The 24,773-nt window shown below is 54.3% G+C and carries 20 protein-coding genes and 1 tRNA gene; 19 read left to right on the top strand and 2 right to left on the bottom strand.

The window, feature by feature from the left end; translation table 11 throughout:
• Positions 1 to 385: ferric iron uptake transcriptional regulator (gene fur, locus VOI14_RS08805; RefSeq protein ID WP_323751675.1), on the top strand; the 385-nt coding region annotated here is incomplete at its 5' end.
• Positions 386 to 457: 72 nt separating this feature from the next.
• Here the strand turns inward: fur and recN are convergent.
• On the bottom strand, positions 458 to 2,137 hold the full coding sequence (gene recN, locus VOI14_RS08810) for a DNA repair protein RecN (RefSeq protein ID WP_323751676.1): 1,680 nt from the start codon (positions 2,135 to 2,137) through the stop codon (positions 458 to 460).
• A gap of 259 nt (positions 2,138 to 2,396) precedes the next feature.
• Between recN and grpE the strand changes: the two genes are divergently transcribed.
• The 7 genes from grpE to greA all read left to right on the top strand — a co-directional run bounded on the left by grpE (position 2,397) and on the right by greA (position 12,323).
• Complete coding sequence (grpE, locus tag VOI14_RS08815; RefSeq protein ID WP_323751677.1) at positions 2,397 to 2,993, top strand: nucleotide exchange factor GrpE; 597 nt, start codon at positions 2,397 to 2,399, stop codon at positions 2,991 to 2,993.
• 92 nt (positions 2,994 to 3,085) lie between these two features.
• Positions 3,086 to 4,999, top strand: coding sequence for a molecular chaperone DnaK (gene dnaK / locus VOI14_RS08820; RefSeq protein ID WP_323751678.1), 1,914 nt, complete (start codon positions 3,086 to 3,088; stop codon positions 4,997 to 4,999).
• Between the two features lie 77 nt (positions 5,000 to 5,076).
• Positions 5,077 to 6,210: a molecular chaperone DnaJ gene (dnaJ, locus tag VOI14_RS08825; protein WP_323751679.1), complete on the top strand. Its 1,134-nt coding sequence runs from the start codon at positions 5,077 to 5,079 to the stop codon at positions 6,208 to 6,210.
• An 11-nt stretch (positions 6,211 to 6,221) separates the two neighbouring features.
• Positions 6,222 to 7,025, top strand: coding sequence for a 4-hydroxy-tetrahydrodipicolinate reductase (gene dapB, locus VOI14_RS08830; protein ID WP_323751680.1), 804 nt, complete (start codon positions 6,222 to 6,224; stop codon positions 7,023 to 7,025).
• Positions 7,026 to 7,406: 381 nt separating this feature from the next.
• Positions 7,407 to 8,537, top strand: a complete 1,131-nt coding sequence (carA, locus tag VOI14_RS08835) for a glutamine-hydrolyzing carbamoyl-phosphate synthase small subunit (protein WP_323751681.1) — start codon at positions 7,407 to 7,409, stop codon at positions 8,535 to 8,537.
• Between the two features lie 80 nt (positions 8,538 to 8,617).
• The gene (gene carB, locus VOI14_RS08840; protein WP_323751682.1) at positions 8,618 to 11,836 is read left to right on the top strand and encodes a carbamoyl-phosphate synthase large subunit; all 3,219 of its coding nucleotides are present in this window, start codon (positions 8,618 to 8,620) and stop codon (positions 11,834 to 11,836) included.
• 4 nt (positions 11,837 to 11,840) lie between these two features.
• Entirely contained in the window at positions 11,841 to 12,323 is a 483-nt protein-coding gene (gene greA, locus VOI14_RS08845; RefSeq protein WP_323751683.1) for a transcription elongation factor GreA, read from the top strand.
• A gap of 65 nt (positions 12,324 to 12,388) precedes the next feature.
• On the opposite strand, the gene yhbY is transcribed toward greA, so the two are convergent.
• On the bottom strand, positions 12,389 to 12,697 hold the full coding sequence (yhbY, locus tag VOI14_RS08850; RefSeq protein WP_133007431.1) for a ribosome assembly RNA-binding protein YhbY: 309 nt from the start codon (positions 12,695 to 12,697) through the stop codon (positions 12,389 to 12,391).
• A gap of 276 nt (positions 12,698 to 12,973) precedes the next feature.
• On the opposite strand from yhbY, the gene ftsH reads away from it, so the two are divergent.
• The 11 genes from ftsH (at position 12,974) to truB (ending at position 24,743) form a co-directional block, all read left to right on the top strand.
• Positions 12,974 to 14,917: an ATP-dependent zinc metalloprotease FtsH gene (gene ftsH, locus VOI14_RS08855; RefSeq protein ID WP_323751684.1), complete on the top strand. Its 1,944-nt coding sequence runs from the start codon at positions 12,974 to 12,976 to the stop codon at positions 14,915 to 14,917.
• Between the two features lie 94 nt (positions 14,918 to 15,011).
• A complete protein-coding gene (gene folP / locus VOI14_RS08860; protein ID WP_323751685.1) occupies positions 15,012 to 15,842 on the top strand; it encodes a dihydropteroate synthase in 831 nt (276 codons plus the stop codon).
• Positions 15,842 to 17,185: a phosphoglucosamine mutase gene (gene glmM / locus VOI14_RS08865; RefSeq protein WP_323751686.1), complete on the top strand. Its 1,344-nt coding sequence runs from the start codon at positions 15,842 to 15,844 to the stop codon at positions 17,183 to 17,185. Before folP ends, glmM begins: the two co-directional genes overlap by 1 nt.
• A gap of 81 nt (positions 17,186 to 17,266) precedes the next feature.
• Positions 17,267 to 18,025: a triose-phosphate isomerase gene (gene tpiA, locus VOI14_RS08870; RefSeq protein ID WP_323751687.1), complete on the top strand. Its 759-nt coding sequence runs from the start codon at positions 17,267 to 17,269 to the stop codon at positions 18,023 to 18,025.
• 24 nt (positions 18,026 to 18,049) lie between these two features.
• Positions 18,050 to 18,412 carry a preprotein translocase subunit SecG gene (gene secG / locus VOI14_RS08875; protein WP_323751688.1) on the top strand — a complete coding sequence of 121 codons (363 nt, stop codon included), beginning with the start codon at positions 18,050 to 18,052 and terminating at the stop codon, positions 18,410 to 18,412.
• A 9-nt stretch (positions 18,413 to 18,421) separates the two neighbouring features.
• A tRNA-Leu gene (locus tag VOI14_RS08880) sits at positions 18,422 to 18,506 on the top strand.
• Between the two features lie 316 nt (positions 18,507 to 18,822).
• Complete coding sequence (gene rimP / locus VOI14_RS08885) at positions 18,823 to 19,284, top strand: ribosome maturation factor RimP (RefSeq protein WP_323751689.1); 462 nt, start codon at positions 18,823 to 18,825, stop codon at positions 19,282 to 19,284.
• Positions 19,285 to 19,337: 53 nt separating this feature from the next.
• Positions 19,338 to 20,831, top strand: a complete 1,494-nt coding sequence (gene nusA / locus VOI14_RS08890) for a transcription termination factor NusA (protein ID WP_323751690.1) — start codon at positions 19,338 to 19,340, stop codon at positions 20,829 to 20,831.
• Positions 20,832 to 20,851: 20 nt separating this feature from the next.
• Positions 20,852 to 23,392, top strand: a complete 2,541-nt coding sequence (gene infB, locus VOI14_RS08895; protein WP_323751691.1) for a translation initiation factor IF-2 — start codon at positions 20,852 to 20,854, stop codon at positions 23,390 to 23,392.
• Entirely contained in the window at positions 23,392 to 23,823 is a 432-nt protein-coding gene (gene rbfA, locus VOI14_RS08900) for a 30S ribosome-binding factor RbfA (RefSeq protein ID WP_323751692.1), read from the top strand. Before infB ends, rbfA begins: the two co-directional genes overlap by 1 nt.
• Positions 23,820 to 24,743 carry a tRNA pseudouridine(55) synthase TruB gene (truB, locus tag VOI14_RS08905; protein WP_323751693.1) on the top strand — a complete coding sequence of 308 codons (924 nt, stop codon included), beginning with the start codon at positions 23,820 to 23,822 and terminating at the stop codon, positions 24,741 to 24,743. Before rbfA ends, truB begins: the two co-directional genes overlap by 4 nt.
• Positions 24,744 to 24,773: the final 30 nt, after the last annotated feature.

A 24,773-nucleotide genomic window follows, 5' to 3' on the forward strand; every position in this document is an offset into this window, starting at 1 on the left:
TCTTAAGGTAACTCTTCCGAGAGTTAAGATCTTCAATATCCTTGAGAATGCTAAAGAGCATCATTTGAGTGCCGAGGACGTCTATAAAAAATTGTTAGACCAAGGCGACGACGTGGGATTGGCAACCGTGTACCGGGTGCTGACTCAGTTCGAAACTGCTGGACTGGTTCTCAGGCACAATTTCGAAGGCGGTCATGCCGTGTTCGAGATGGCTGGAGAGGATCACCATGACCATATGGTGTGCACCCAGACTGGCGCGGTTGTCGAGTTTGTTGATGAAGTGATTGAAGAGCGTCAGAAGAAAATTGCCGCAGAGCATGGCTACGAAATCGTGGATCACAGTCTGATTTTGTACGTTAAGCCAATAAAATCTGGCGAAAAGTAAGTGCAATAAATAAAAAAGGGGCCGGTATATACGGGCCCCAAAAACTCTCGAAATCGAGAGGGGATTCTTTACTTAGTGATGGGTCGCCTGGCCCTTCACCACCATCTCTTTAGCATGCGCAATCGTTTGTTCTGTCATGTCTACGCCGCCCAGCATGCGGGCAACCTCATCAATTCTGCCTTGGTCGTTGAGCGCTTCGATGCGAGAGAACGTGGCCTCTTTCTCGGTAAACTTACTGACAAACAAGTGTTGATGGCTTTGAGCCGCGACTTGAGGCAGGTGGGTGACGCAGAGCACTTGGCCGTTGCTTCCTAGTGATCTCAGCAAGCGGCCAACCACTTCTGCGGTACCGCCGCCGATGCCCACATCCACTTCGTCGAATACCAGTGTCGGAGTGGTCGAGGTTTGAGCCACAACTACCTGAATGGCGAGGCTGATACGCGACAATTCGCCGCCGGATGCCACTTTCGCCAGTGGTCGTGCCGGTTGTCCGGGGTTGGCGCTGACCAGAAACTCAGTGTCTTCCAGGCCGTGCGGGGAAGGCTCAGCACCTTGGTTACGGTTCAAGTGAGTGACAAATTGCACGGACGGCATGCTCAGTTGTGCCAGTTCGTGGGCAATTCGATGGTCGAGCTCTGCGGCTGCCTGCTCGCGTTTGGCTGACAGTTGCTCGGCAACGGAGTCAAATTCGGTCTTTTGGGCTTCCAGTTCAGCTTCGAGCTGCTCAAGGCTGCCCGCACCGCTATCCAGTTCATCCAACTCGTCGCGCAGGCGTTGGTGCAGTTCGGGCAATTCGTCAGGTGCACTGCGGTGCTTGCGAGCCAGCTGATAGACCGCGCTTAAGCGCTCTTCCACCTCGGTTAACCTGGCGGGGTCCACTTCGTAATCATCAACAAACCGGCGCAGGTTATCGCCAGCTTCGGATATTTGGATCTGGGCTTCGTTGAGCATTTGTAGGGTGTCAGCAAGCTCCGGAACGTCAACCGGCAATTGCTCCAGCAGCTGCAGCGCCTGGCGGAGCATATTGGCTGCGCTGGACTCTTCCTCCGTGCATAGCTGAGCGGCCTGATGGCTGCAGTGCAAGATAGCGTCGGCCTGACTAAGCTGGGCTTGTTCCTGCTCCAGCGCTTCTTGCTCGCCGTCTTCCAATCCAAGCCGGTCCAGTTCTTCCACCTGATATCGCAGCAGTTGAAGCTTGGCTTCGGTTTCATCGGCGTTTTGTCGGCGCTGGTTAAGCTTTTGCTGTGTTTGGTGCCAGTTTTTCCAGGCACATTTGGTTTGCTCGGCCAGGTCTTCCGCCCCGGCGAATTCGTCTAGCAGTTTGCGGTGGGTGTCTTTTCGAAGCAGGGATTGGTGTTGGTGCTGGCTGTGGATATCCATCAGCAGCCCGCCCAGTTCTTTCAGTTGAGATAGCGGCGAGGGCTGACCGTTAATAAAGGCTTTGGAGCGGCCGTCTTTACTGATGGTGCGGCGCAGGATGCACTCGTTCTTTTCATCGAGGTCGTGGCTTTCCAGCCATTTTCCAGCATCGGGGATGTCGGAAATGTCGAAGCAAGCGGTGATGTCGGCGCGACTAGCACCGTGGCGCACGGCGCCTGCGTCTGCGCGGCCGCCCATGGCGAGGCCCAATGCATCCAGAACAATGGATTTGCCAGCGCCGGTTTCTCCGGTCAGTGCTGTCATGCCCTTGTTGAACTGTAGTTCAACGCGTTCGGCGATGGCGTAGTTGGAAACGGTAAGTTGTGTAAGCATGCCGATACCTCTGCTTGGGCCCCGGGAGGGCTTCAAAAATAATACTGTTCGCTTATACAGTTGCTGTGAATATATACAGTGATTTTGGGGTTTGCAAATTTCGACTGGTAAAAAATAGAAAGAATCCCTTGTTGAAAAGGTTGAATCTGATGGGCTGAACCCCATATCGGTTCGCAAAGCATATATTTCCTGCCGTTTTGATCGGTAGGCTCTATTCGCCGCGTGCCTTCGGGCGCTGGAAAACGTATTGGGAGTGATCATGAGTGCTGACGATAAGCGCAACGAGCAAGTAGAAGAGCAGGTTGAGGTAGATGAAGTTGCGGCCAACGCTGAGCAGGATGCTCAGGCTGAGACTGGTGAAGGTTCTGAGCTGGATGCGCTGAAAGCCCAGTTGCAGGAATATCAGGATCAGGCTTTACGTGCTCAGGCAGAGATGCAGAATGTTCGTCGCCGGGCAGAGCTGGACGTTGAAAAGGCGCACAAGTTCGCCTTGGAAAAGTTCGTGAAGGAGCTGTTGCCCGTTGCTGACAGCCTGGAAAAGGCGGTTGAGAGCACCGAAGGTCAGGAAGAATCTGGCGAGTTGGTCGCTTCGATTCGCCAGGGTGCGGAAATGACGCTGGGTTTGTTCCTCGGCAGTCTTAAAAAGTTCAACGTCGAGCAGCTGAACCCGGTTGGCGAGCCGTTTGACCCGCAGCAGCATGAAGCAATGTCGATGGTGCCAGCGCCTGACGCCGAGCCAAACAGTGTCGTGGCGGTTGTGCAGAAAGGTTATCTGCTGAACGGGCGTGTTGTTCGCCCGGCTATGGTTGTGGTGGCTAAGGCAGAAAGTGCACCAAAAATCGACGAGCAGGCTTGAAAAACTGAATAAAGCGCCAATATAGCGATTAAACAGAAGCAGCCGAAGTGGCAGCGCTTCGGGCAGATTTCAGCAAGATTTGGAGTGAATTTATGAGCAAGATTATCGGTATTGACTTGGGAACCACCAACTCCTGCGTGGCTGTAATGGACGGCGACAAGGTCAAGGTTATTGAAAACGCCGAGGGTGATCGCACCACCCCTTCCATCATCGCATACACCGATGACGGCGAAACGCTGGTTGGTCAGTCCGCCAAGCGTCAGGCGGTCACTAACCCGCACAACACTCTGTACGCCATCAAGCGTTTGATCGGTCGTCGTTTTGAAGACGACGTGGTACAGAAAGATATCAAGATGGTGCCGTACAAAATCGCCAAGGCCGACAACGGTGATGCTTGGGTTGATGTTAAGGGTCAGAAAATGGCTCCGCCTCAGGTTTCCGCAGAAATTCTGAAGAAAATGAAGAAAACTGCCGAAGACTATCTGGGCGAAACAGTGACTGCTGCTGTTATTACCGTTCCGGCTTACTTTAACGACAGCCAGCGTCAGGCAACCAAAGATGCCGGTAAGATTGCTGGTCTGGAAGTTAAGCGGATCATCAACGAGCCGACTGCGGCTGCTCTGGCCTACGGCATGGACAAGCAAAGTGGCGACCGTACTGTAGCCGTATATGACTTGGGTGGCGGTACCTTCGACCTGTCCATCATCGAAATTGCCGATGTAGACGGTGAGCACCAGTTCGAAGTGTTGGCCACGAACGGCGACACCTTCCTGGGTGGTGAAGACTTCGACTTGAAAGTCATCGAATACCTGGCAGACCAGTTCAAGAAAGACAGTGGTATCGACCTGCGTGGTGACTCCCTGGCTATGCAGCGCCTGAAAGAAGCTGCGGAGAAAGCCAAGATTGAATTGTCCAGCAGCCAGCAGACGGATGTGAACCTGCCGTATGTAACTGCAGATGCGTCTGGTCCTAAGCACATGAATGTCAAGCTGACCCGTGCCAAGCTGGAATCTCTGGTAGAAGACCTGGTTCAGCGCAGCCTTGAGCCGTGTAAAGTGGCTCTGAAAGACTCTGGTCTGAGCGCTTCTGAAATTGATGAAGTGATTCTGGTCGGTGGTCAGACCCGTATGCCGCTGGTTCAGGAAAAGGTTAAAGAGTTTTTCGGCAAAGAGCCGCGTAAAGACGTAAACCCTGACGAAGCTGTAGCTATGGGTGCTGCGATTCAGGGTGCGGTACTGTCTGGTGACGTGAAAGACGTTCTGCTGCTGGACGTAACTCCGCTGACCCTCGGTATCGAAACCATGGGTGGCGTAGCGACTCCGCTGATCGATAAGAACACCACGATCCCGACCAAGAAGTCTCAGACTTTCTCTACGGCGGACGACAACCAGACTGCGGTAACCATTCACGTAGTTCAGGGTGAGCGTAAGCAAGCGGCACAAAACAAGTCGCTGGGTCGCTTCGACTTGGCTGACATCCCGCCTGCACAGCGTGGTGTTCCGCAGATCGAAGTTACCTTCGACATTGATGCCAACGGTATTCTGAACGTATCAGCGAAAGACAAGGCGACTGGTAAAGAGCAGTCCATCGTGATCAAGGCCTCTTCTGGCTTGAACGATGATGAGATCGAAAAGATGGTCCAGGACGCTGAAGCCAACGCTGACGAAGATCGCAAGTTCGAAGAGCTGGTTCAGGCTCGCAACCAGGGCGACGGCATGGTTCACGCTGTTCGTAAAACCCTGAGCGAAGCTGGCGACAAGGTTAGCGATAGCGAGAAAGAATCTATCGAAGCCGCGATCAAGGATCTCGAGGAAGCGCTGACTGGCTCCGATAAGGATGCTATCGACGCCAAGACCCAGAAGCTGACCGAAGTGTCCTCTGAGCTGGCGCAAAAGATGTACGCGGATCAGGCTGAACAAGCCCCAGGCCAGGAAGGCGAAGAAGCTCAGGCAGCTGACGATGCCGTCGATGCCGAGTTCGAAGAAGTCAAAGACGACAAGAAGTAAATCCTAAGTACATCAGGTAGTTGGAAAGCGCGGGCCGATGTCCGCGTTTTCCGCGTTATAGCAACAGGATTTTAAGTATGGCCAAACGCGATTATTACGAAGTACTTGGGGTCTCCCGGGGCGCGGAAGATAAAGAAATCAAGCGGGCGTATCGTAAGCTCGCGATGAAATACCATCCCGACCGTAACCCGGATGATGCAGACGCCGACGACAAGTTCAAAGAGGCCAGCGAAGCCTACGAAGTGTTGATGGATGGCAACAAGCGCGCAGCCTATGACCAGTTTGGTCATGCTGGCGTCGACGGCCAGGCCGGTGGCGGCGGTGGCTTCGGCGGTGGTGGCAACTTCTCTGACATCTTCGGGGATGTGTTTGGTGACATTTTCGGCGGTGGCGGCGGTGGTCGCGCACGCAACACCCGCGGCTCCGACCTGCGTTACACGCTGGAGTTGGATCTGGAAGAGGCGGTCAAAGGCAAAGACGTCAAGATCACCATTCCCGGCCATAAAGAGTGTGACAGCTGTGACGGTAGCGGTGCAGAAAAAGGCTCTCGCCCCGAAACCTGTGGTACTTGTCAGGGTATGGGGCAGGTGCGGATGCAGCAGGGCTTCTTCACTGTTCAGCAGGCGTGTCCGGCGTGCCGTGGTTCCGGTCAGGTTATCAAAAACCCGTGTAAGTCTTGTCATGGACAAGGCCGCGTAAGGCAGGAGAAAACCCTGTCAGTGAAAGTGCCGCCGGGTGTTGATACTGGTGACCGCATTCGTTTGTCAGGTGAAGGTGAAATGGGCGTCGACGGTGGGCCTCCTGGAGATCTGTACGTTCAGGTCGCTGTTCGCGAACACTCGATTTTCACCCGCGATGGCCGCAACCTATACTGTGAAGTGCCCATCAGCATCGTAGATGCCGCTTTGGGTGGCGAGCTTGAAGTGCCGACACTGGATGGCCGTGTGAAGCTGAAAATCCCGGCTGAAACCCAGACCGGTAAGCTGTTCCGTCTACGCAACAAGGGTGTTAGCCCCGTGCGCGGCGGTCCGGCAGGCGATCTGCTATGTCGTGTGATAGTTGAAACGCCGGTTAATCTGACCAAGCGCCAGAAAGAATTGTTGGGCGAATTCCAGGCAACGCTGGATGAATCCAATGGTTCCGAGCATGCGCCGAAGAAAACCTCTTGGTTCGAGGGTGTGAAAAGTTTCTTTGATGAAATGAAATTCTGAGGACAGAGCAGATGCGGGTAGCAATCATCGGCGCCGCCGGGCGCATGGGTAAAGTGTTAATTGAAGCGGTGGATGGCACCGAAGGGCTGGAACTTGGCGCGGCAGTTGTCGAGCCGGATAGCAGCCTTATCGGTGCGGACGCCGGCGATATGACGGGTGTTGGCAAAACCGGCGTTAAGCTGGCCGCCAGCCTGGCGGATGTGAAGGACGACTTCGACGTATTGGTTGACTTCACCTTCCCGGATCTGACCCTCGAAAACGCCGAGTTCTGCAAAGACAACGGCAAAATGCTCGTGATCGGCACCACCGGCATGACCGACGCTGAAAAAGAGCAGCTTGCTCAAGCGGCCGAATCAGCTCCGGTCGTATTTGCGCCGAACATGAGCGTCGGCGTAAACGTAGTGCTTAACCTGTTGAAGACGGCGGCTGCGACACTGGGTGACGACTACGACGTGGAAATCATCGAAGCGCACCATCGCCACAAAAAAGACGCGCCCTCTGGAACCGCGCTGCGCATGGGCGAAGTTGTTGCTGACGCGCTGGGGCGTGACTTAAAAGAGTGTGCCGTCTACGGTCGTGAAGGCTTCACCGGCGAGCGCACCCGTAAAGAAATCGGCTTCGAAACTATTCGGGCTGGCGACGTGGTAGGCGATCACACCGTCCTGTTTGCCACTGAAGGTGAGCGCATCGAAGTGACCCACAAAGCCAGTAGCCGTATGACCTTCGCCAAAGGTGCCATGCGCGCCGCGTTGTGGCTGAAGGATAAGCCGGCCGGTTTGTACGATATGCAGGATGTGCTAAATCTGAAGGCTTGATCCTAAAATGTTTGACCAGCTAGCTCTGAGGCTGGGGTTCGCAGGTCCGCGTTCTGAAAATTTCGAAGGCCAGGGGTGGCCGGAGAGACGTGCATATGGATGTGTTTGTAGCGGTTTTCGGAATGCGGGCCTGTGAGCGCCGGCCGTTGTCGGGGTTTGTTGTGTTCGAGACCGCCTGCAGCAGGCCAGATAGTAATTCGAGATGGACAAAAAACGGCAGATTTCGTAGAATAAGCTGATTTTTTTGCACCAAGCGTACCTTTGAAAAGTTTCTAGAAAAGCGGGACCGAGCTAACACTCAGTCTCGCTTTTTTGCAACCTGACTTTGCGCTTGCGTTCCTGTTCGTGACGAACTTACGCCACTCGATGAGGATACAAGCCTTGAGCACACCAGCAATCCTTGCACTCGCAGACGGAAGCCTGTTTTACGGCACCGCCATCGGCGCAGACGGAGAAGCCAGCGGCGAAGTGGTATTTAATACCGCAATGACCGGCTATCAGGAAATCCTGACTGATCCGTCCTACTCGCGCCAGATCGTCACCTTGACGTATCCCCACATTGGTAACACCGGCGTTAACGAAGAAGACGTGGAATCTGACCGCGTACACGCCGCTGGCCTGATCATTCGAGACCTTCCGCTGGTCGCCAGCAGCTGGCGTAGTCAGGGTAGCCTCGAAGACTACCTGCGAAGCAACAATATTGTTGGCATTGCTGACATCGACACCCGCCGCCTGACTCGCATTCTTCGGGACAAAGGTTCCCAGAATGGAGCCATCCTGGCCGGCGAAAACGCCACAGCTGAGCGCGCACTTGAACTGGCAAAAGCTTTCCCTGGCCTTAAGGGCATGGACTTGGCCAAAGAAGTGACTTGCGAAAAATTGTATCAGTGGAATCAGTCCGAGTGGGATCTGGTCAGCGGATATGGTGAGCAAGCTGACGCCAAGTTCAAAGTGGTCGCTTGGGATTACGGCGTGAAGTACAACATCCTGCGCATGCTGGCTTCTCGTGGTTGTGACATTACCGTCGTGCCGGCCCAAACTCCGGCATCCGAAGTGCTGGCGATGAACCCGGACGGCATCTTCCTGTCGAACGGCCCTGGAGACCCAGAGCCATGCGACTACGCGATCAGCGCGATTAAAGACGTGTTGGAAACCGATATTCCGGTTTTCGGCATCTGCTTGGGTCACCAATTGCTGGCGCTGGCCAGTGGTGCCAAATCCATGAAAATGGGGCACGGCCATCACGGTGCCAACCACCCGGTACAAGACCTGGAAAAAGGCACGGTCATGATCACCAGCCAGAACCACGGTTTTGCGGTGGACGAGACGACCTTGCCTTCGACGGTTCAGGCGACCCACAAATCATTGTTTGACGGCACCCTGCAGGGCATTCGCCGGACTGATAAATCGGCGTACAGCTTCCAGGGTCACCCTGAAGCTAGCCCGGGTCCTCATGACGTGGCACCCCTGTTCGACGAGTTTATCCAGTTGATGGAAGGACGATCCGCCTAAAGGTGGATCACCACGGATAACGACAGGCGCCGCGTTCTGCGCTGCAAGAATTCAAAAGTTGCTGACAGGTTTACCGAGACATGCCAAAACGTACCGACATCAAAAGCATCCTGATCCTGGGCGCTGGCCCCATCGTGATCGGGCAGGCGTGCGAGTTCGACTACTCTGGAGCTCAGGCTTGTAAAGCCCTGCGTGAAGAGGGTTACCGGGTTATTCTGGTGAACTCCAACCCGGCTACCATCATGACCGACCCCGCCATGGCCGATGCCACCTACATCGAGCCGATCAACTGGAAAACGGTCGAAAAGATCATCGAGAAAGAAAAGCCTGACGCTTTGCTGCCAACCATGGGCGGCCAGACCGCGCTGAACTGCGCGTTGGATCTGGAAAAGTACGGTGTTCTTGAAAAGCACGGCGTCGAGATGATCGGTGCAAATGCCGATACCATCGATAAAGCCGAAGACCGTAACCGCTTCGATCAGGCGATGAAGAAAATCGGCCTTGAGTGCCCACGCGCCTCCATTGCCCATTCCATGGAAGAAGCCTGGGAAATCTCCAAAGAAATCGGTTTTCCCTGCATCATTCGTCCGTCTTTCACCATGGGCGGTTCCGGTGGTGGCATCGCGTACAACAAAGACGAATTTGAAGAAATCTGTACTCGTGGTTTGGACCTCTCCCCGACCAATGAGCTGCTGATCGATGAATCCCTGATCGGCTGGAAAGAGTACGAGATGGAAGTTGTTCGTGACAAAAACGACAACTGCATCATCGTCTGCGCCATCGAAAACTTCGATGCCATGGGCGTGCATACCGGTGATTCCATCACCGTTGCCCCGGCTCAGACTCTGACTGACAAAGAATACCAAATCATGCGGAACGCCTCGTTGGCGGTGCTGCGTGAGATCGGCGTTGAAACCGGTGGTTCCAACGTCCAGTTCGGCATTAACCCTGATACCGGCCGCATGGTCGTGATCGAGATGAACCCGCGTGTATCTCGTTCCTCGGCGCTGGCGTCGAAAGCAACGGGTTTCCCGATCGCCAAGGTTGCCGCCAAGCTGGCGGTTGGCTACACGCTCGATGAACTGCAGAACGAAATCACCGGTGGTGTCACGCCGGCTTCGTTTGAGCCGAGCATCGATTACGTGGTTACCAAGATCCCTCGCTTCACCTTCGAGAAGTTCCCGCAGGCTGACGCTCGACTGACCACACAGATGAAGTCGGTTGGCGAAGTAATGGCCATTGGTCGGACCTTCCAGGAGTCTATGCAGAAAGCGTTGCGCGGCTTGGAAGTAGGTTCGGAAGGCTTCGACGAGAAGCTGGAAGATCTGAACTCGGAGAACTCCCGCGAAACACTGACCACCGAGCTTAATGTGCCGGGCGCAGAGCGTGCGTGGTATATCGGTGATGCCTTCCGTGCCGGAATGACCGTTGAAGAAGTGTTCAGGCACACCAAGGTTGATCCTTGGTATCTGGTGCAGATTGAAGACCTCATCAAAGAAGAAAATGCTCTGAAGACTGCAGGCAAGGCGGATATCGATTACGCCACCTTGTTCCGTCTGAAGCGCAAAGGCTTCTCTGACGCACGATTGGCGAAGCTGCTCGGCATCTCTGAAGCCAGTATGCGTAAGCTGCGCCACGATCTGGGCGTACGTCCGGTTTATAAGCGTGTGGATACCTGTGCGGCCGAATTCGCGTCAGACACCGCATACATGTACTCCACTTACGAAGAAGAGTGTGAGGCAGACCCTTCCGATCGCGATAAGATCGTGGTTATTGGTGGTGGTCCTAACCGTATTGGTCAGGGCATCGAATTCGACTATTGCTGTGTTCACGCCGCGCTTGCGATGCGCGAAGACGGCTATGAAACCATCATGATCAACTGCAACCCGGAGACCGTGTCGACTGACTACGACACCTCGGATCGCTTGTACTTCGAGCCGATTACTCTGGAAGATGTGCTCGAGATTATTGCCGTTGAGAAGCCGAAAGGCGTGATTGTTCAGTACGGCGGTCAAACGCCGCTGAAGCTGGCGCGTGGCCTTGAAGCGGCAGGTGTACCGATTATCGGTACCAGCCCGGACGCCATCGACCGGGCGGAAGATCGTGAACGGTTCCAGCAGATGATCCAGCGTTTGGGTCTGAAGCAGCCTGAAAACGCCACCGTTCGCAGTCACGAAGAAGGCATTATTGCCGCTCGTGAAATTGGCTACCCGCTGGTCGTTCGCCCCTCCTATGTGTTGGGTGGACGTGCTATGGAGATCGTCTACGACGAGACCGAGTTGGTTCGCTATATGCAAAGCGCAGTGTTGGTGTCCAATGACAGCCCGGTGCTTCTGGATCACTTCCTGAACGCGGCTATCGAGGTGGACATCGACGCTATCTCCGACGGTACCGACGTAGTCATCGGTGGCATCATGCAACACATTGAGCAGGCGGGTATTCACTCCGGTGACTCCGCGTGTTCACTGCCGCCTTACAGCTTGCCTAAAGATGTCCAGGACGCGATGCGTGAAGCCGTCAAAAAGATGGCTATTGAGCTGGAAGTTATCGGTCTGATGAACGTTCAGTTGGCCTGGCAGGATGGCGAAATCTATGTAATCGAGGTGAATCCTCGGGCATCCCGTACCGTGCCGTTTGTGTCCAAAGCTATTGGCTTGTCTCTGGCGGCGGTTGCAGCCCGAGTCATGTCCGGCAAGACGTTGAAAGAGCTGGAATTCACGCAGGAAATCGTGCCGACCTACTACGCGGTGAAAGAGTCTGTCTTCCCGTTCAACAAGTTCCCGTCGGTTGACCCGATTCTTGGGCCGGAAATGAAATCGACTGGTGAGGTGATGGGGCTGGGTGACAGCTTCGATGAAGCTTTCGCCAAGGCGTCGTTGGCAATCGGTGACGTTCTGCCAACTGAAGGCACTGCCTTCATGTCAGTGAGAAATGTCGACAAGCCGGGTGCCATCGAGGTTGCTCGTGAGCTGATTGAAGCTGGCTTCAAGGTCATTGCAACAACCGGTACCGCAAAAGCGCTGGAGCAGGCGGGTATTACGGTTGCGCACGTCAACAAGGTTCGTGAGGGTCGCCCGCACATTGTTGACGCGATCAAGAACGGTGATGTGCAGTTGATTATCAACACCACCGAGGGCCGCAAGGCTATCTCTGATTCGTCGCAAATTCGTCAGTCGGCGTTGCAGAGCAAGGTGACCTATACAACGACTCTGGCAGGTGGCGAAGCCTACTGTCGAGCCATTAAGTTTGGTCCGGAGCGCGCAGTTCGCCGCCTCCAGGACTTGCACGCAGGGAAGTAACGATATGTCTAATGATAGAGTTCCTATGACCAAGCTGGGCGAAAGCCGCTTGCGTGAGGAGCTGAAAAAGCTGAAATCTGAAGATCGCCCGCGGGTGATTCAGGCTATTTCTGATGCTCGCGAACATGGCGACTTGAAAGAAAATGCCGAATACCATGCTGCTCGTGAGCAGCAGAGCTTCATTGAAGGTCGCATTCAGGAAATTGAAGGCAAGCTTTCGGTGGCTCAGGTGATCGACGTGACCACGATGGAAAACACCGGTAAGGTGATTTTCGGTACCACAGTCGAGTTGGTAAACATGGATACCGATGAAGAAGTGACCTACAAGATTGTTGGCGAAGATGAAGCCGACATCAAAGCAGGGAAACTTTCGGTATCCTCGCCGATTGCGCGGGCTCTGATCGGTAAAAGCGAGGGCGATGTGGTAGCAGTCCGCATTCCGTCCGGTACGGTTGAGTACGAAATTGCCGAGGTGCAGTACATCTAAGGTATTGCAGGCAAAGAAAAGCCGGCCAGAGTAAAGCTCTGGCCGGCTTTTTTATGGCTAAATACTTATTTGTTTCTGAGCAGGTTGGAAAGCTTTGGGTTTGGCTTTTTGGACCGGCGCAGAATAACAGCGATTTTGCCAATGGTTTGTACCAGTTCGGCTTTCGCGCTTTTGCACAGAGCCTCAATGGCCTCCTGGCGCGCTTCACGGTCCTGGGTGGCGACCTTGATCTTGATCAGCTCGTGATCGTTTAGGGCGCGATCCAGCTCGTCTTGGAGTCCTTCGGACAGGCCTTTGTCGCCGACAATGATCACGGGCTTCAGGTTGTGGGCGATGGCCCGGTATTCCCGGCGCTGTTCCGATGACAAACTCATGATGTATTCTCTTTATCAATGCTATTAACAAAAGGTCAGCGGCTTAAAAGCTGACAACGGCGTATAATAGAGTGATTGTAACAGATACATGCCTGCTACAAATGGCTGTAATCACTTACAGGTGTTGTTTGTCGTTTTAGTGGCGGGGAACGTTTTCCCGGAATCTGTGTCTTTTACGGATAGGCCGCTTCTGGTTTACGAGCGTACATTTGGTGTAAGGTGTTCGAAAAGGGTTGGTGGCCAGGCCGCGACTCTGCAATTCACAGGTGATGATCCTTGAACGATATGGCAAAAAATTTAGTTCTATGGCTAGTGATAGCCGCTGTGCTGCTGATGGTGTTCCAGAATTTCACGCCCACCACCAGCGGGCAACAAGTTAATTATTCCCAGTTTGTCGAAATGGTCCAGCAAGGACAGGTTCGTCAGGTGACGGTAGACGGACTGGAAATTCAAGGCATTCGTGGTGACGGCTCTCAGTTCCAGACAGTTCGTCCTCAAGTGCCCGACAACAAACTGATGGACGACTTTCTTGCGAATCAAGTTGAGGTAATCGGTAAAGAACCAGAGCGCCAGAGCCTGTGGACCCAGCTATTGGTGGCTGCATTCCCGATTCTGATTATCATCGCATTGTTCATGTTCTTCATGCGTCAGATGCAAGGCGGTGGCGGCGGCAAAGGCCCTATGTCCTTTGGTAAAAGCAAAGCCCGTCTGCTCAGTGAAGATCAGATCAAAACGACCTTTGGTGACGTGGCCGGTGTTGAAGAGGCCAAAGAAGACGTCAAAGAGTTGGTTGACTTCCTGCGTGACCCAAGTAAATTCCAGCGTCTGGGCGGCCGTATTCCTAAGGGCGTTCTGATGGTTGGCCCTCCGGGTACGGGTAAAACGCTGCTGGCCAAGGCCATCGCAGGCGAAGCCAAGGTGCCGTTCTTCTCTATCTCGGGTTCAGACTTCGTTGAGATGTTTGTCGGTGTGGGTGCGTCACGTGTTCGCGACATGTTCGAACAGGCGAAAAAGCAGAGCCCCTGCATTATCTTCATCGACGAGATCGATGCCGTTGGTCGCCATCGTGGCGCCGGCATGGGCGGCGGTCACGATGAGCGTGAACAGACGCTGAACCAGTTGTTGGTTGAAATGGACGGCTTTGAAGGTAACGAAGGCGTTATCGTAATTGCCGCGACCAACCGTCCTGACGTGCTGGACCCGGCGTTGTTGCGCCCGGGCCGTTTCGATCGTCAGGTAGTGGTTAGCTTGCCAGACATTAAGGGTCGCGAGCAGATCCTGAAAGTGCATATGAAGAAAGTGCCATTGGCAGACGGGATTGATCCGGAGGTGATCGCTCGCGGTACTCCAGGATTCTCTGGTGCCGACTTGGCGAACCTTGTGAATGAGGCTGCATTGTTTGCCGCGCGCCGTAACCTGCGCTTGGTCTCCATGGAAGAGCTGGAGCTGGCAAAAGATAAGATCATGATGGGCGCTGAGCGTAAGTCCATGGTGATGAATGAAAAAGAAAAGCTGAATACTGCCTATCACGAGGCGGGTCATGCGATTGTGGGCCGTGTGGTCCCCGAGCACGATCCGGTGTACAAAGTGAGCATTATTCCTCGTGGCCGAGCGCTGGGTGTGACTATGTTCCTCCCTGAAGAGGATAAGTACAGTCATTCTAAACGGTACTTGATCAGTTCGATTTGTAGCTTGTTTGGTGGACGTATCGCTGAAGAGCTCACGTTGGGTGTTGATGGCGTAACAACCGGTGCATCGAACGACATTGAGCGTGCTACCAGCCTTGCACGCAATATGGTCACTCGTTGGGGCTTGTCCGATAAGTTAGGGCCGTTGCAGTATGACACAGACAGCGAAGAGCCGTTCTTGGGTCGCTCAGCTGGCCAGTCCCATACGGTGTATTCGCCTGAGACGGCGCAGCGCATTGATGAGGAAGTGCGGAACATCGTTGACACCTGCTACGAGACTGCCAAGCAGATTCTGGTCGAGAATCGTGAAAAACTAGACATGATGGCTCATGCTTTGATGAAGTATGAAACGATCGATCGCTTCCAGATTGACGACATCATGGAAGGGCGTGATCCTCGCCCCCCGAAAAACTGGGGTGACAATGGACCGTCGGCTGGCGGAAAGCCGGAAAGTGCCGAGCCAGCACCTGAGCCCAAAGATTCGGGTGACGATAGTCAGCCTGAAGTAGGGCGTCCGGCTGGCGAGCACTGATTCGCGCTGAAGCTCTAAGTAATATCCGACGCCGCCCTTCTACTGGGCGGCGTTTGTTTTTGTCCTGTCGGAAGATCTATCCGGAACCTGCGCTATGAATGTTAACTTTGCTGGCCGCCAACTAAGTCTGTCTGAATGTCATGTCATGGGCATTCTGAATGTCACGCCTGATTCTTTCTCGGATGGCGGTCGGTTCAACAATGTTGGTGCCGCTGTGCTTCGTGCGAAGCAAATGGTTGCTGACGGAGCCACCTTTGTTGACGTGGGCGGCGAGTCGACCCGGCCGGGCGCCGCGCCGGTTTCTACGCAGCAAGAGTTGGATCGGGTTTGCCCGGTAGTCGAGGCGATTGCTCGCGAGTTAGATGTGGTGGTTTCGGTGGATACCAGTAACCCGGTGGTCATGTCGGAGACGATTAAAGTCGGCGCCGGTTTGATCAATGATGTTCGGGCCCTTCAGCGGGAGGGTGCGCCAGAGGTGATCGCTCAGGCCGGTGTGCCGGTCTGTTTGATGCACATTCAGGGTGAGCCGGATACCATGCAGGATTCGCCGTTTTACCGGAATGTGCGCAGGGAAGTGAGTTCGTTTTTGACCGAGCGCGTACGTGTGGCGGAAGCCGCCGGTGTACTGCCAGAGAATATTATCCTCGATCCGGGATTCGGCTTTGGCAAAACGGTTGAACATAATGTTCAGCTGTTGGCGGGCCTGGAGCATATGCATATGCTTGGTCATCCGCTGTTGATCGGCATCTCCAGAAAATCGATGCTCGGAGTCATCACGGGCCGGGATGTTAATGAAAGGTTGTCTGCCAGCCTCGCAGCCGCGACAATATCGGCCATGAAAGGCGCGAGCATTCTTCGGGTGCATGACGTCAGGGAAACTGTAGACGCCGTTAAAGTGGTTGCGGCGGTTAAGGAGGCAATGTGATGTCCCAGCGGAAATATTTTGGCACCGACGGTATTCGAGGTCGCGTGGGTGAGCAGCCGATCACGCCAGAGTTCATGCTCCACCTTGGGTGGGCAGCGGGTCAGGCGTTTAAGAAAGCGGGCCAGCGCAACAGTGTCTTGATTGGCAAGGATACTCGGTTGTCTGGCTACATGTTTGAATCTGCTTTGGAGGCGGGGCTTTCTGCAGCTGGGGTAGATGTGAAGTTGCTGGGTCCCATGCCTACGCCGGCGATTGCTTATCTGACGCGCACCTTTCGTGCATCGGCGGGAATTGTGATTAGTGCCTCTCATAACCCGCACCACGATAACGGTATCAAGTTCTTCTCTGCTGCGGGAACCAAGCTGGATGATGCTCTGGAATCCGAGATCGAGCGCTGGCTGGATAGGCCGATTGAAGTCTGTGAGCCAAAAGAGTTGGGCAAGGTAAGTCGGATTGACGACGCGCCTGGACGCTATGTCGAATTCTGTAAGAGTACTGTCCCCAACGAATTTACGTTGGAGGGGCTGCATGTCGTGCTTGATTGCGCGCACGGGGCCACCTATCACGTCGCGCCAAAGGTGTTTCGCGAGCTGGGTGCCAGGTTAACGGTCATTGGCGCCGAGCCGGACGGTTTGAATATCAACCTGAACGTGGGTTCCACGCATCTGGAAAGCTTGAAGCAAACTGTCGTCGAGGCCAGTGCTGATTTGGGTATTGCTTTCGATGGCGATGGCGACCGGGTGCTGATGGTCGATCGGGATGGCTCGGAAGTGGATGGTGATGAGTTGCTTTACATTCTGGCTTCCCGGCGCCGAGCAGAGGGGCGTCTGGACGGCGGTGTGGTTGGCACGCTGATGACGAATCTGGGTGTTGAGTTAGCGCTGAAAGAGCTGGATATACCGTTCGAGCGGGCCAAGGTAGGCGATCGTTATGTCATGGAGCGCTTGCTGGCGAATAACTGGCTGGTCGGTGGCGAAGGCTCTGGGCACATGGTGATCCGGGATTGTATTGGCACCGGCGATGGTGTGGTGTCTGCCTTACAGGTGCTGTTGGCGATTGGCAATTCAGGTAAAACATTAGCAGAGCTGCGCAGTGGCATGAGCAAGCTCCCGCAAACCATGATCAACGTAAAGGTTGCGCAGCGCTTCGACCCGCTTAGTCGGGAAGATATTGCTGATGCAATGCGTCAGGCAGAAGAGGAGTTGGGAGATTCCGGCCGGATTCTCTTGCGCGCGTCGGGTACCGAGCCGTTGATTCGTGTTATGGCTGAGGGTAAGGATGCAGCCGAAATTACGCGGGTCGCTGAGAGCCTGGCAGAAGTGGTTGAGCGGTCAACCAGCTGATTCAAAACGGGGCGGTTGTGCAGACGAAATCTCTGCTGTATAGTTCGCCCTCGCTTACGCTCAGGACGTTTGAGAGTTCATATGCGCCGTAAAATTGTAGCTGGAAACTGGAAGATGAACGGGTCGAAAGAACTCGTGCAGCAACTGGTTGGCGTAATTTGTGATCGTGCGGTCGGGCTGGTTGATGCTGCTGAAGTGGTTGTTATTCCACCGGCGCCTTATGTGTCGCTGGTTCAGCGGCAGGCCGATGGTAAGCTTGCTCTGGGTGTACAGAATGTCAGTGAATGGCAGTCTGGTGCTTATACCGGAGAAGTGTCAGCTGAAATGGCGAAAGACTTGGGCTGCGGCTATGTGCTTGTAGGGCATTCCGAGCGGCGTCAGCTTTTTGGTGAATGTGATGTTGTGGCGGCCCGTAAGGTTGGTCGCGTGCTCGAAAGCGGTTTGACCGCGGTGCTCTGTGTAGGTGAAACGCTGGAGCAGCGTGAAGCCGGTGACGCCGAGCAAGTGGTTGCCGGGCAGGTCAAAAGTGGTTTGGCCAGTGTTGCGGGTGATCAGTGGGCAGGAATTGTAGTCGCTTATGAGCCAGTATGGGCCATAGGTACGGGCAAAACAGCCACGGCTGAAGATGCTCAGGCAATGCACGCGGAAATTCGAAGCGTCCTGAAAGGTATGGGTGCGCCCGCGGAAGAGATTTCGGTACTTTACGGCGGTAGTGTAAAAGCGGATAATGCTGCCGCTCTGTTTTCAGAGCCCGATATCGATGGTGGTCTTATAGGTGGTGCTTCCCTTAAGGCTGAAGAATTTATTAGTATCTGTCGGTCATTCCCGGCGGGTAGCTAAGCTCAAACGAATACGAGAGTCTGTATGGATTGGATGGAAACACTTGTAGTTGTTGTTCACGTCGTTATCGCCGTGGCGCTGGTGGGTGTCGTCCTGATTCAGCAGGGCAAGGGCGCGGATGCCGGTGCAGCCTTTGGTGGCGGTGCATCCCAGACGGTATTTGGTAGTCAGGGTAGCGGCAGTTTTCTGACCCGTGTAACCACCTTGATGGCGATTGTGTTTTTTGTAACAAGTTTCTCGCTGGCTATTTTTGCCAAGCAGCGTGCTGAAGTGGCCGGTGAAGCTGGCATCCCGATGCTTCAGGAGTCCTCTGCTGAGCACGTTCCAGCTATGGGTGAAGGCGAAAATAGCGAGACGAAAGAAGACGAGCTCCCTGAGTTCGAGTAAAGAGTTTTTGCCCAGGTGGTGAAATTGGTAGACACGCCATCTTGAGGGGGTGGTAGCGAGAGCTGTGCCGGTTCGAGTCCGGCCCTGGGCACCAATTTTTAATAAAGACGGCTTGGTTTATCCAGGCCGTCTTTGTTTGGTCAGTCCTTGACCGCTCCGCTTCGTATCTCTATACTTCGGCGGATATTGGAGTCGGTGATTCGTCCTGACTTCCAGGCAGGCCAGGTGTCTGTCGGCAGATAGCCGTTTTGGGTTTGGCTTTCTGCGAATTCTTGCAACAAAAAGCCCCGATCTCAGGGGCTTTTTGATTAAGGGGCCTGGCGCAAGGGCCCTAGTGCATAAAAGGGCTGATCAACAGCCCTTTTTTTGTTTTTGTACATTGAAAATTCTCAAGACGGAGGCGGCGACACTTGTCAGCCAAGCTTAAACAACTCGAAGACATACTGCGCCCGGTAGTAGAAGGGCTCGGATATGAATTTTGGGGTATCGAATTTCGTTCCCGTGGCTATCAGTCGATGCTTCGGGTTTTTATCGATGACGCCGAAAACGGCATTGGCATTGAAGACTGCGAAAAAGTGAGTCGGCAAGTCAGTGGCGTAATGGATGTGGAAGACCCCATCCAGAGTGAATATACGCTGGAGGTTTCATCCCCGGGGATGGATCGCCCGTTGTTTCGTCTTGAGCATTATCAGGCACATGTTGGGCATAAAGTTCAGCTCAAGCTCCGTATGGCTTTTGAGGGGCGCAGAAAATTCCAAGGCCTGATCAAGGGTGTGGAAGGTGATGAGGTTGTTATCGTGGTGGATGATCACGAGTACCTGTTGCCGTTCGACAGTATTGATAAAGCCAATATCGTTCCGGTTTTTGAATAAGTGTATTCAAGAATTCTTAGATGTATTGATTATTTTGAAGGCAGGGCAATCGCATGAGTAAAGAGATCTTGCTGGTAGTGGAGACCGTCTCGAACGAGAAGGGCGTCGACAAGGACGTAATTTTTGAGGCCATCGAGCTTGCGCTCGCCACTGCTGCCAAAAAGCGTTATGAAGATGAAGAGGCGGATATCCGCGTTTCCATCGATCGCCGTACCGGCGAATATGAAACTTTCCGCCGCTGGTTGGTGGTAGACAACGACGCGGTTCCCGCATTGGGCACCGAGCTGACCATGCAGGAAGCGGAAGAAATTGATTCCTCGCTTCAGCCAGGTGATATGTACGAAGAGCAGACTGAATCTGTGGCTTTTGGTCGTATCGGTGCACAGGCTGCAAAGCAGATTATCTTCCAGAAAGTGCGCGAAGCAGAGCGCTCCAAAATTGTTGATAGCTACCGCGATCGCGTAGGCGAACTGGTTTCGGGCACGGTCAAGAAGGTAACCCGGGATAACGTGATCGTGGATCTGGGCAGCAACGCCGAAGCCCTGTTGCCTCGTGAACATCTGATCGCTCGTGAAACCTTCCGCATGGGGGATCGCGTGCGAGCCCTGCTGCTGGAAATTCGCGTTGATCATCGTGGTCCGCAATTGATTCTGAGCCGTTCCGACGCCCAGATGCTGGTTGAATTGTTCCGCATCGAAGTGCCCGAGATTGCTGAAGAGCTGATCGAGATCCGTGGCGCTGCCCGTGATCCCGGTTCACGAGCCAAGATTGCCGTGAAAACCAACGACCGCCGTATTGATCCGGTTGGTGCGTGTGTGGGTATGCGTGGTTCGCGAGTTCAGGCCGTTTCTAACGAGTTGGGCGGTGAGCGTGTCGATATCGTGCTTTGGGACGATAACCCGGCACAGCTGGTCATCAATGCCATGGCGCCTGCTGAAGTTGCTTCGATTGTGATGGACGAAGATCGCCATACCATGGATGTTGCGGTTGCTGAAGACAATCTGGCCCAGGCCATCGGTCGAAACGGGCAGAATGTCCGTTTGGCGACGGAGCTGACTGGCTGGACTCTGAATGTGATGACTGAAGAAGAAGCTGGCGAGCGTCAAGAGCAAGAGCTTGGTCGCCTGCTGGATCACTTTACTCAGCATCTAGATGTTGACGAAGAGTTTGCAAGTGTACTGATCGACGAAGGTTTCTCCTCCATTGAAGAAGTCGCATACGTGCCGATGGAAGAAATGTTGGCCATCGACGGTCTGGATGAAGACACCGTGACGGAACTTCGCAAGCGTGCCAAAGATGCCTTGTTGAATCAGGCATTGGCCAGTGAAGAAGCCCTTGAAGGATCAGAGCCTGCCGAAGACCTCCTGGAAATGGACGGCATGGAGCGAGCACTGGCATTTAAGCTCGCCGGTATGGGCGTTCGTACGATGGAAGATCTCGCGGAGCAGTCAGTTGATGACCTGCTTGAGATCGAAGGTATAGATGAAGAGCGTGCAGGTCAGTTGATTATGACGGCACGTGCACCCTGGTTTGAAGACCAGGCCTGATTCGGGAGAGGAGGACCAGTATGAGTGATGTAACGGTAAAACAACTGGCCGCAGATGTAGGCGCTCCCGTGGATCGTTTGCTGAAGCAGATCGTTGAAGCTGGGCTTAAAGCCCGGAGCGAAAACGATGCTGTGTCTAGCGATGAGAAACAGCAGTTGCTGGATTATCTGAGAAAGAACCACGGCGATGACGAAGCAGAGCCGCGGAAGATCACGCTCAAGCGCAAGACAACGACCACGTTGAAAGCGGGTAAAGCCAAGACAGTTAATGTGGAAGTGCGCAAGCGTCGTACTTATATCAAGCGTGCTGAACTGCAGCCTGAGCCGGAAGCCGAAGCGCCGAAGCAGGAAGAGCCAGTAGAGCAGCCGGTAGCGCAAGAGCCGGTTCCACAAGACGCGCCGCAAGTGGCTGCCGAGCAGGCGCCAGTTCAACCTGAAGCTGAAGCGCCGAAGGAACAGGCCGAAGCTGCAGAGGCGCCTAAAGCGCCTGAAACTAAAGAGCCGGAACCGGTCGTTGAAACTGCGCCTGAGGACATTCCGATGCCTCCGCCAGAAGAAGATGGTCGGGATCGCAAGCCGAAGAAGAAGAAAGAGAAAGTGCGTGAGCGCGGAGATGATGATGACGGCAAGCCGAAGAAGAAGCAGGCTGGCCATCGCGGTCCACGTAGCCGTCCAGAGGAGCCTCTGGTGATTTCCGAGGATGACGATTCCGTTCCTCGCAAACAGCTACGGGCCAAAAAGAAAACGAAAGAAAAGCGTCATGCTTTCGAGAGGCCAACCAAGCCCATGGTAAGAGAAGTACAGATTCCAGAAACGATCACTGTTGGTGATCTCGCCCAGCGTATGGCTGTTAAGTCCGCTGATGTCATCAAGACCCTGATGGGTATGGGCGTGATGGCCACCATCAACCAGCCTCTGGATCAGGAGACTGCGGTCCTGGTGACGGAAGAATTGGGTCACAAGCCAGTAAGTATCAGTGATGATGCACTTGAAGAAGAAGTGCTGAACACCATCACAGATCAGGACGAAGGTAAGGAGCTGATTAAGCGTGCTCCGGTTGTGAGCGTCATGGGTCACGTTGACCACGGTAAGACCTCGCTGCTTGACTACATTCGTCGCACAAAAGTAGCCGCTGGCGAATCAGGTGGTATTACACAGCACATTGGTGCTTACCACGTTGAAACCGACCACGGCATGGTGTCCTTCCTGGATACTCCGGGTCACGCCGCCTTTACAGCGATGCGTGCTCGTGGTGCCCAGTGCACCGATATCGTCATCCTGGTTGTGGCGGCCGATGACGGCGTTATGCCGCAGACTAAAGAAGCGGTAGAGCACGCCAAGTCGGCGGGCGTTCCTTTGGTTGTCGCCATCAACAAGATGGACAAAGAAGAAGCAGACCCAGATCGCATCAAAACCGAACTGTCAGCTCTGGACGTTATTCCGGAAGACTGGGGCGGTGATGTTCAGTTCGTGCCGGTTTCCGCTCATACCGGTTCTGGTATCGACAACCTTTTGGAAGCGGTATTGCTGCAGGCCGAAGTCCTTGAGCTGGAAGCTTCTCCGGATGCGTCTGCCAAAGGTGTTGTTGTTGAATCCAGCCTTGAGCGTGGTCGTGGTTCGGTTGCGACCGTTCTGGTTCAGAACGGTACTCTGCGCCAAGGTGAGATGGTTGTTGCCGGTTCCTTCTTCGGTAAGGTTCGCGCCATGACCAACGAAGCTGGCAAGCCCGTTAAGTCGGCAGGCCCTTCAATCCCGGTTGAGATTCTGGGTCTGAACGGTACTCCGGATGCCGGTGATGAGTTCTACGCTGTGTCCGACGAGAAGAAGGCCAAAGAGTTGGCTGAGCATCGTCAGACGCGTGAGCGTGAGAACCGTCTGCAGCGCCAGCAAGCTGCCAAGCTTGAGAACATGTTCGAAAACATGGGCAAGGATGAGGTTAAAACTCTCAACGTTGTTCTGAAGACGGACGTGCGCGGTACCCTTGAGGCGATTACCAAGGCCTTGCGTGATATGGGTAACGACGAAGTTCAGGTCAAGGTGGTCTCTTCCGGCGTAGGCGGCATCGCTGAAACCGATATCAGCCTGGCTATGGCCACTAATGCGGTTATCTTCGGCTTCAACGTTCGTGCCGATACTGCGGCTAAGCGACTGGTCGAGAAAGAAGGTCTGGATCTTCGTTACTACAGCATCATCTATAACATGCTGGACGATGTTAAAGCGGCTCTGACGGGCATGCTGAAACCAGAATTCCGCGAAGATATCGTGGGTATCGCCGATGTGCGTGACGTGTTCCGCTCGCCGAAGTTCGGTCAGGTTGCCGGCTGCATGGTTACCGAGGGCAATGTCCACCGCAACAAGCCGATTCGCGTACTGCGTGACAACGTGGTGATCTTTGAAGGCGAGCTGGAATCTCTGCGCCGCTTCAAGGATGACGTGCAGGAGGTCCGTAACGGTATGGAGTGTGGTATCGGCGTTAAGGGTTACGATGTGAAAGTGGGCGACCAGATCGAAGTCTTCGATCGCGTTCGCGTTGAACGTCAGCTCGAGTCTACGGGGGCCTGATGGCACGGGATTACAGCCGCATAGATCGCATTGGCGATCAGATGCAACGTGAGCTGGCCCAGATCATCCAGCGTGAGGTGAAAGACCCTCGCGTTGGCATGATCACGGTGAACGATGTCAAAGTCAGCCGTGACTTGGGCTATGCAGACATCTACGTTTCGCTGTTGTCGACCGATGAACTGACAGAGCAATCTCCTGAAGTTCAGGAGTCTCTGAAGGTGCTGAACAAGGCATCCGGTTTTTTGCGAGGCCATGTGGGACGGGCGATGAAATTGCGTGTCGTACCCATGCTGCGCTTCCACTTCGACAGTTTGCTTGGCCATAGCCGTAAGCTGGATCAGCTGATCCGCCAAGCTGTGGGCGACCAGCCTGCCGTTGTTCGGGATGACAACGACGAATCTGATATGGACAGTTCGGAGCGTGACGCTTGAGTCGAAGACGTAAAGGTCGTGACGTAAATGGCATTCTGGTGATCGATAAGCCCCAGGGTGTCACCTCTAACGGTATTCTTCAGCAGATCAAGCGCCTCTATGGGGCCGCGAAAGCAGGTCATACCGGTGCACTTGATCCCCTGGCCACTGGCGTACTGCCTTTGTGTTTCGGTGAGGCCACCAAGTTTTCCCAGACGATGTTGGACAGTGACAAAGCCTATATCACGACGGCTCGTTTAGGTGTTCGCACAGAGACTGGGGATTCGGAAGGCGCTGTTGTTGAAGAAAAACCGGTTCCCTCTTTGACGGAAGCCGAGGTGGAGGCCGTTCTGGAAAACTTCCGGGGCGATATCCAGCAGGTTCCGTCCATGTATTCTGCGCTCAAGCATCAGGGCAAGCCTCTGTATGAGTATGCTCGTGAAGGCATTGAAATCGAGCGTCCGGCGCGGCCTGTTACCATTTATGAACTGAAGCTGTTGGCGGTTCGTGACAACGAACTTGATCTGGCGGTAACCTGCACCAAGGGTACGTACATCCGCTCATTAGTCGAGGATATCGGCGAACAGTTGGGGTGCGGTGCTCACGTGGTGGCTTTGCGCCGCACTTTGGCAGCGGGTTACACCCTTGAAAACGTTCAGAATGTCGAAATGCTGGAAGCCATGCGTGAGCGCGGCGAGAGTCTTGATGGGTTGTTGTTACCCCCGGAAAGCGCATTGACCATGTTCCCGGAACACCGGCTTTCAGGCCCTGCGTTGGTGTCGATATTGAACGGCCAACCAGTTAGAATATCTGGTCAGCCCTTTGAAGGTTTCGTGCGTGTTTACGGCGATCATTCTTTTGTCGGGTTGGTTGAAGCACAACCGGAAGATGAAGACACCGTGCTGGTGCCTCGTCGACTGGTCAAGAACAACGACAGATAAGCTGTCGCTGTTTAGCCGGGCTGTAGAGAT

This window comes from Marinobacter sp. (assembly GCF_034669625.1).
Lineage (GTDB): Bacteria > Pseudomonadota > Gammaproteobacteria > Pseudomonadales > Oleiphilaceae > Marinobacter.

Excerpts from the sequence above, each read along its gene's own strand:
- secG (WP_323751688.1), top strand. The coding sequence starts at position 18,050 with ATGGATTGGATGGAAACACTTGTAGTTGTTGTTCACGTCGTTATCGCC.
- glmM (WP_323751686.1), top strand. The coding sequence starts at position 15,842 with ATGTCCCAGCGGAAATATTTTGGCACCGACGGTATTCGAGGTCGCGTG.
- recN (WP_323751676.1), bottom strand. The coding sequence starts at position 2,137 with ATGCTTACACAACTTACCGTTTCCAACTACGCCATCGCCGAACGCGTT.
- grpE (WP_323751677.1), top strand. The coding sequence starts at position 2,397 with ATGAGTGCTGACGATAAGCGCAACGAGCAAGTAGAAGAGCAGGTTGAG.
- nusA (WP_323751690.1), top strand. The coding sequence starts at position 19,338 with ATGAGTAAAGAGATCTTGCTGGTAGTGGAGACCGTCTCGAACGAGAAG.
- folP (WP_323751685.1), top strand. The coding sequence starts at position 15,012 with ATGAATGTTAACTTTGCTGGCCGCCAACTAAGTCTGTCTGAATGTCAT.
- dnaJ (WP_323751679.1), top strand. The coding sequence starts at position 5,077 with ATGGCCAAACGCGATTATTACGAAGTACTTGGGGTCTCCCGGGGCGCG.
- dnaK (WP_323751678.1), top strand. The coding sequence starts at position 3,086 with ATGAGCAAGATTATCGGTATTGACTTGGGAACCACCAACTCCTGCGTG.
- carB (WP_323751682.1), top strand. The coding sequence starts at position 8,618 with ATGCCAAAACGTACCGACATCAAAAGCATCCTGATCCTGGGCGCTGGC.
- dapB (WP_323751680.1), top strand. The coding sequence starts at position 6,222 with ATGCGGGTAGCAATCATCGGCGCCGCCGGGCGCATGGGTAAAGTGTTA.
- infB (WP_323751691.1), top strand. The coding sequence starts at position 20,852 with ATGAGTGATGTAACGGTAAAACAACTGGCCGCAGATGTAGGCGCTCCC.
- rbfA (WP_323751692.1), top strand. The coding sequence starts at position 23,392 with ATGGCACGGGATTACAGCCGCATAGATCGCATTGGCGATCAGATGCAA.
- yhbY (WP_133007431.1), bottom strand. The coding sequence starts at position 12,697 with ATGAGTTTGTCATCGGAACAGCGCCGGGAATACCGGGCCATCGCCCAC.
- tpiA (WP_323751687.1), top strand. The coding sequence starts at position 17,267 with ATGCGCCGTAAAATTGTAGCTGGAAACTGGAAGATGAACGGGTCGAAA.
- greA (WP_323751683.1), top strand. The coding sequence starts at position 11,841 with ATGTCTAATGATAGAGTTCCTATGACCAAGCTGGGCGAAAGCCGCTTG.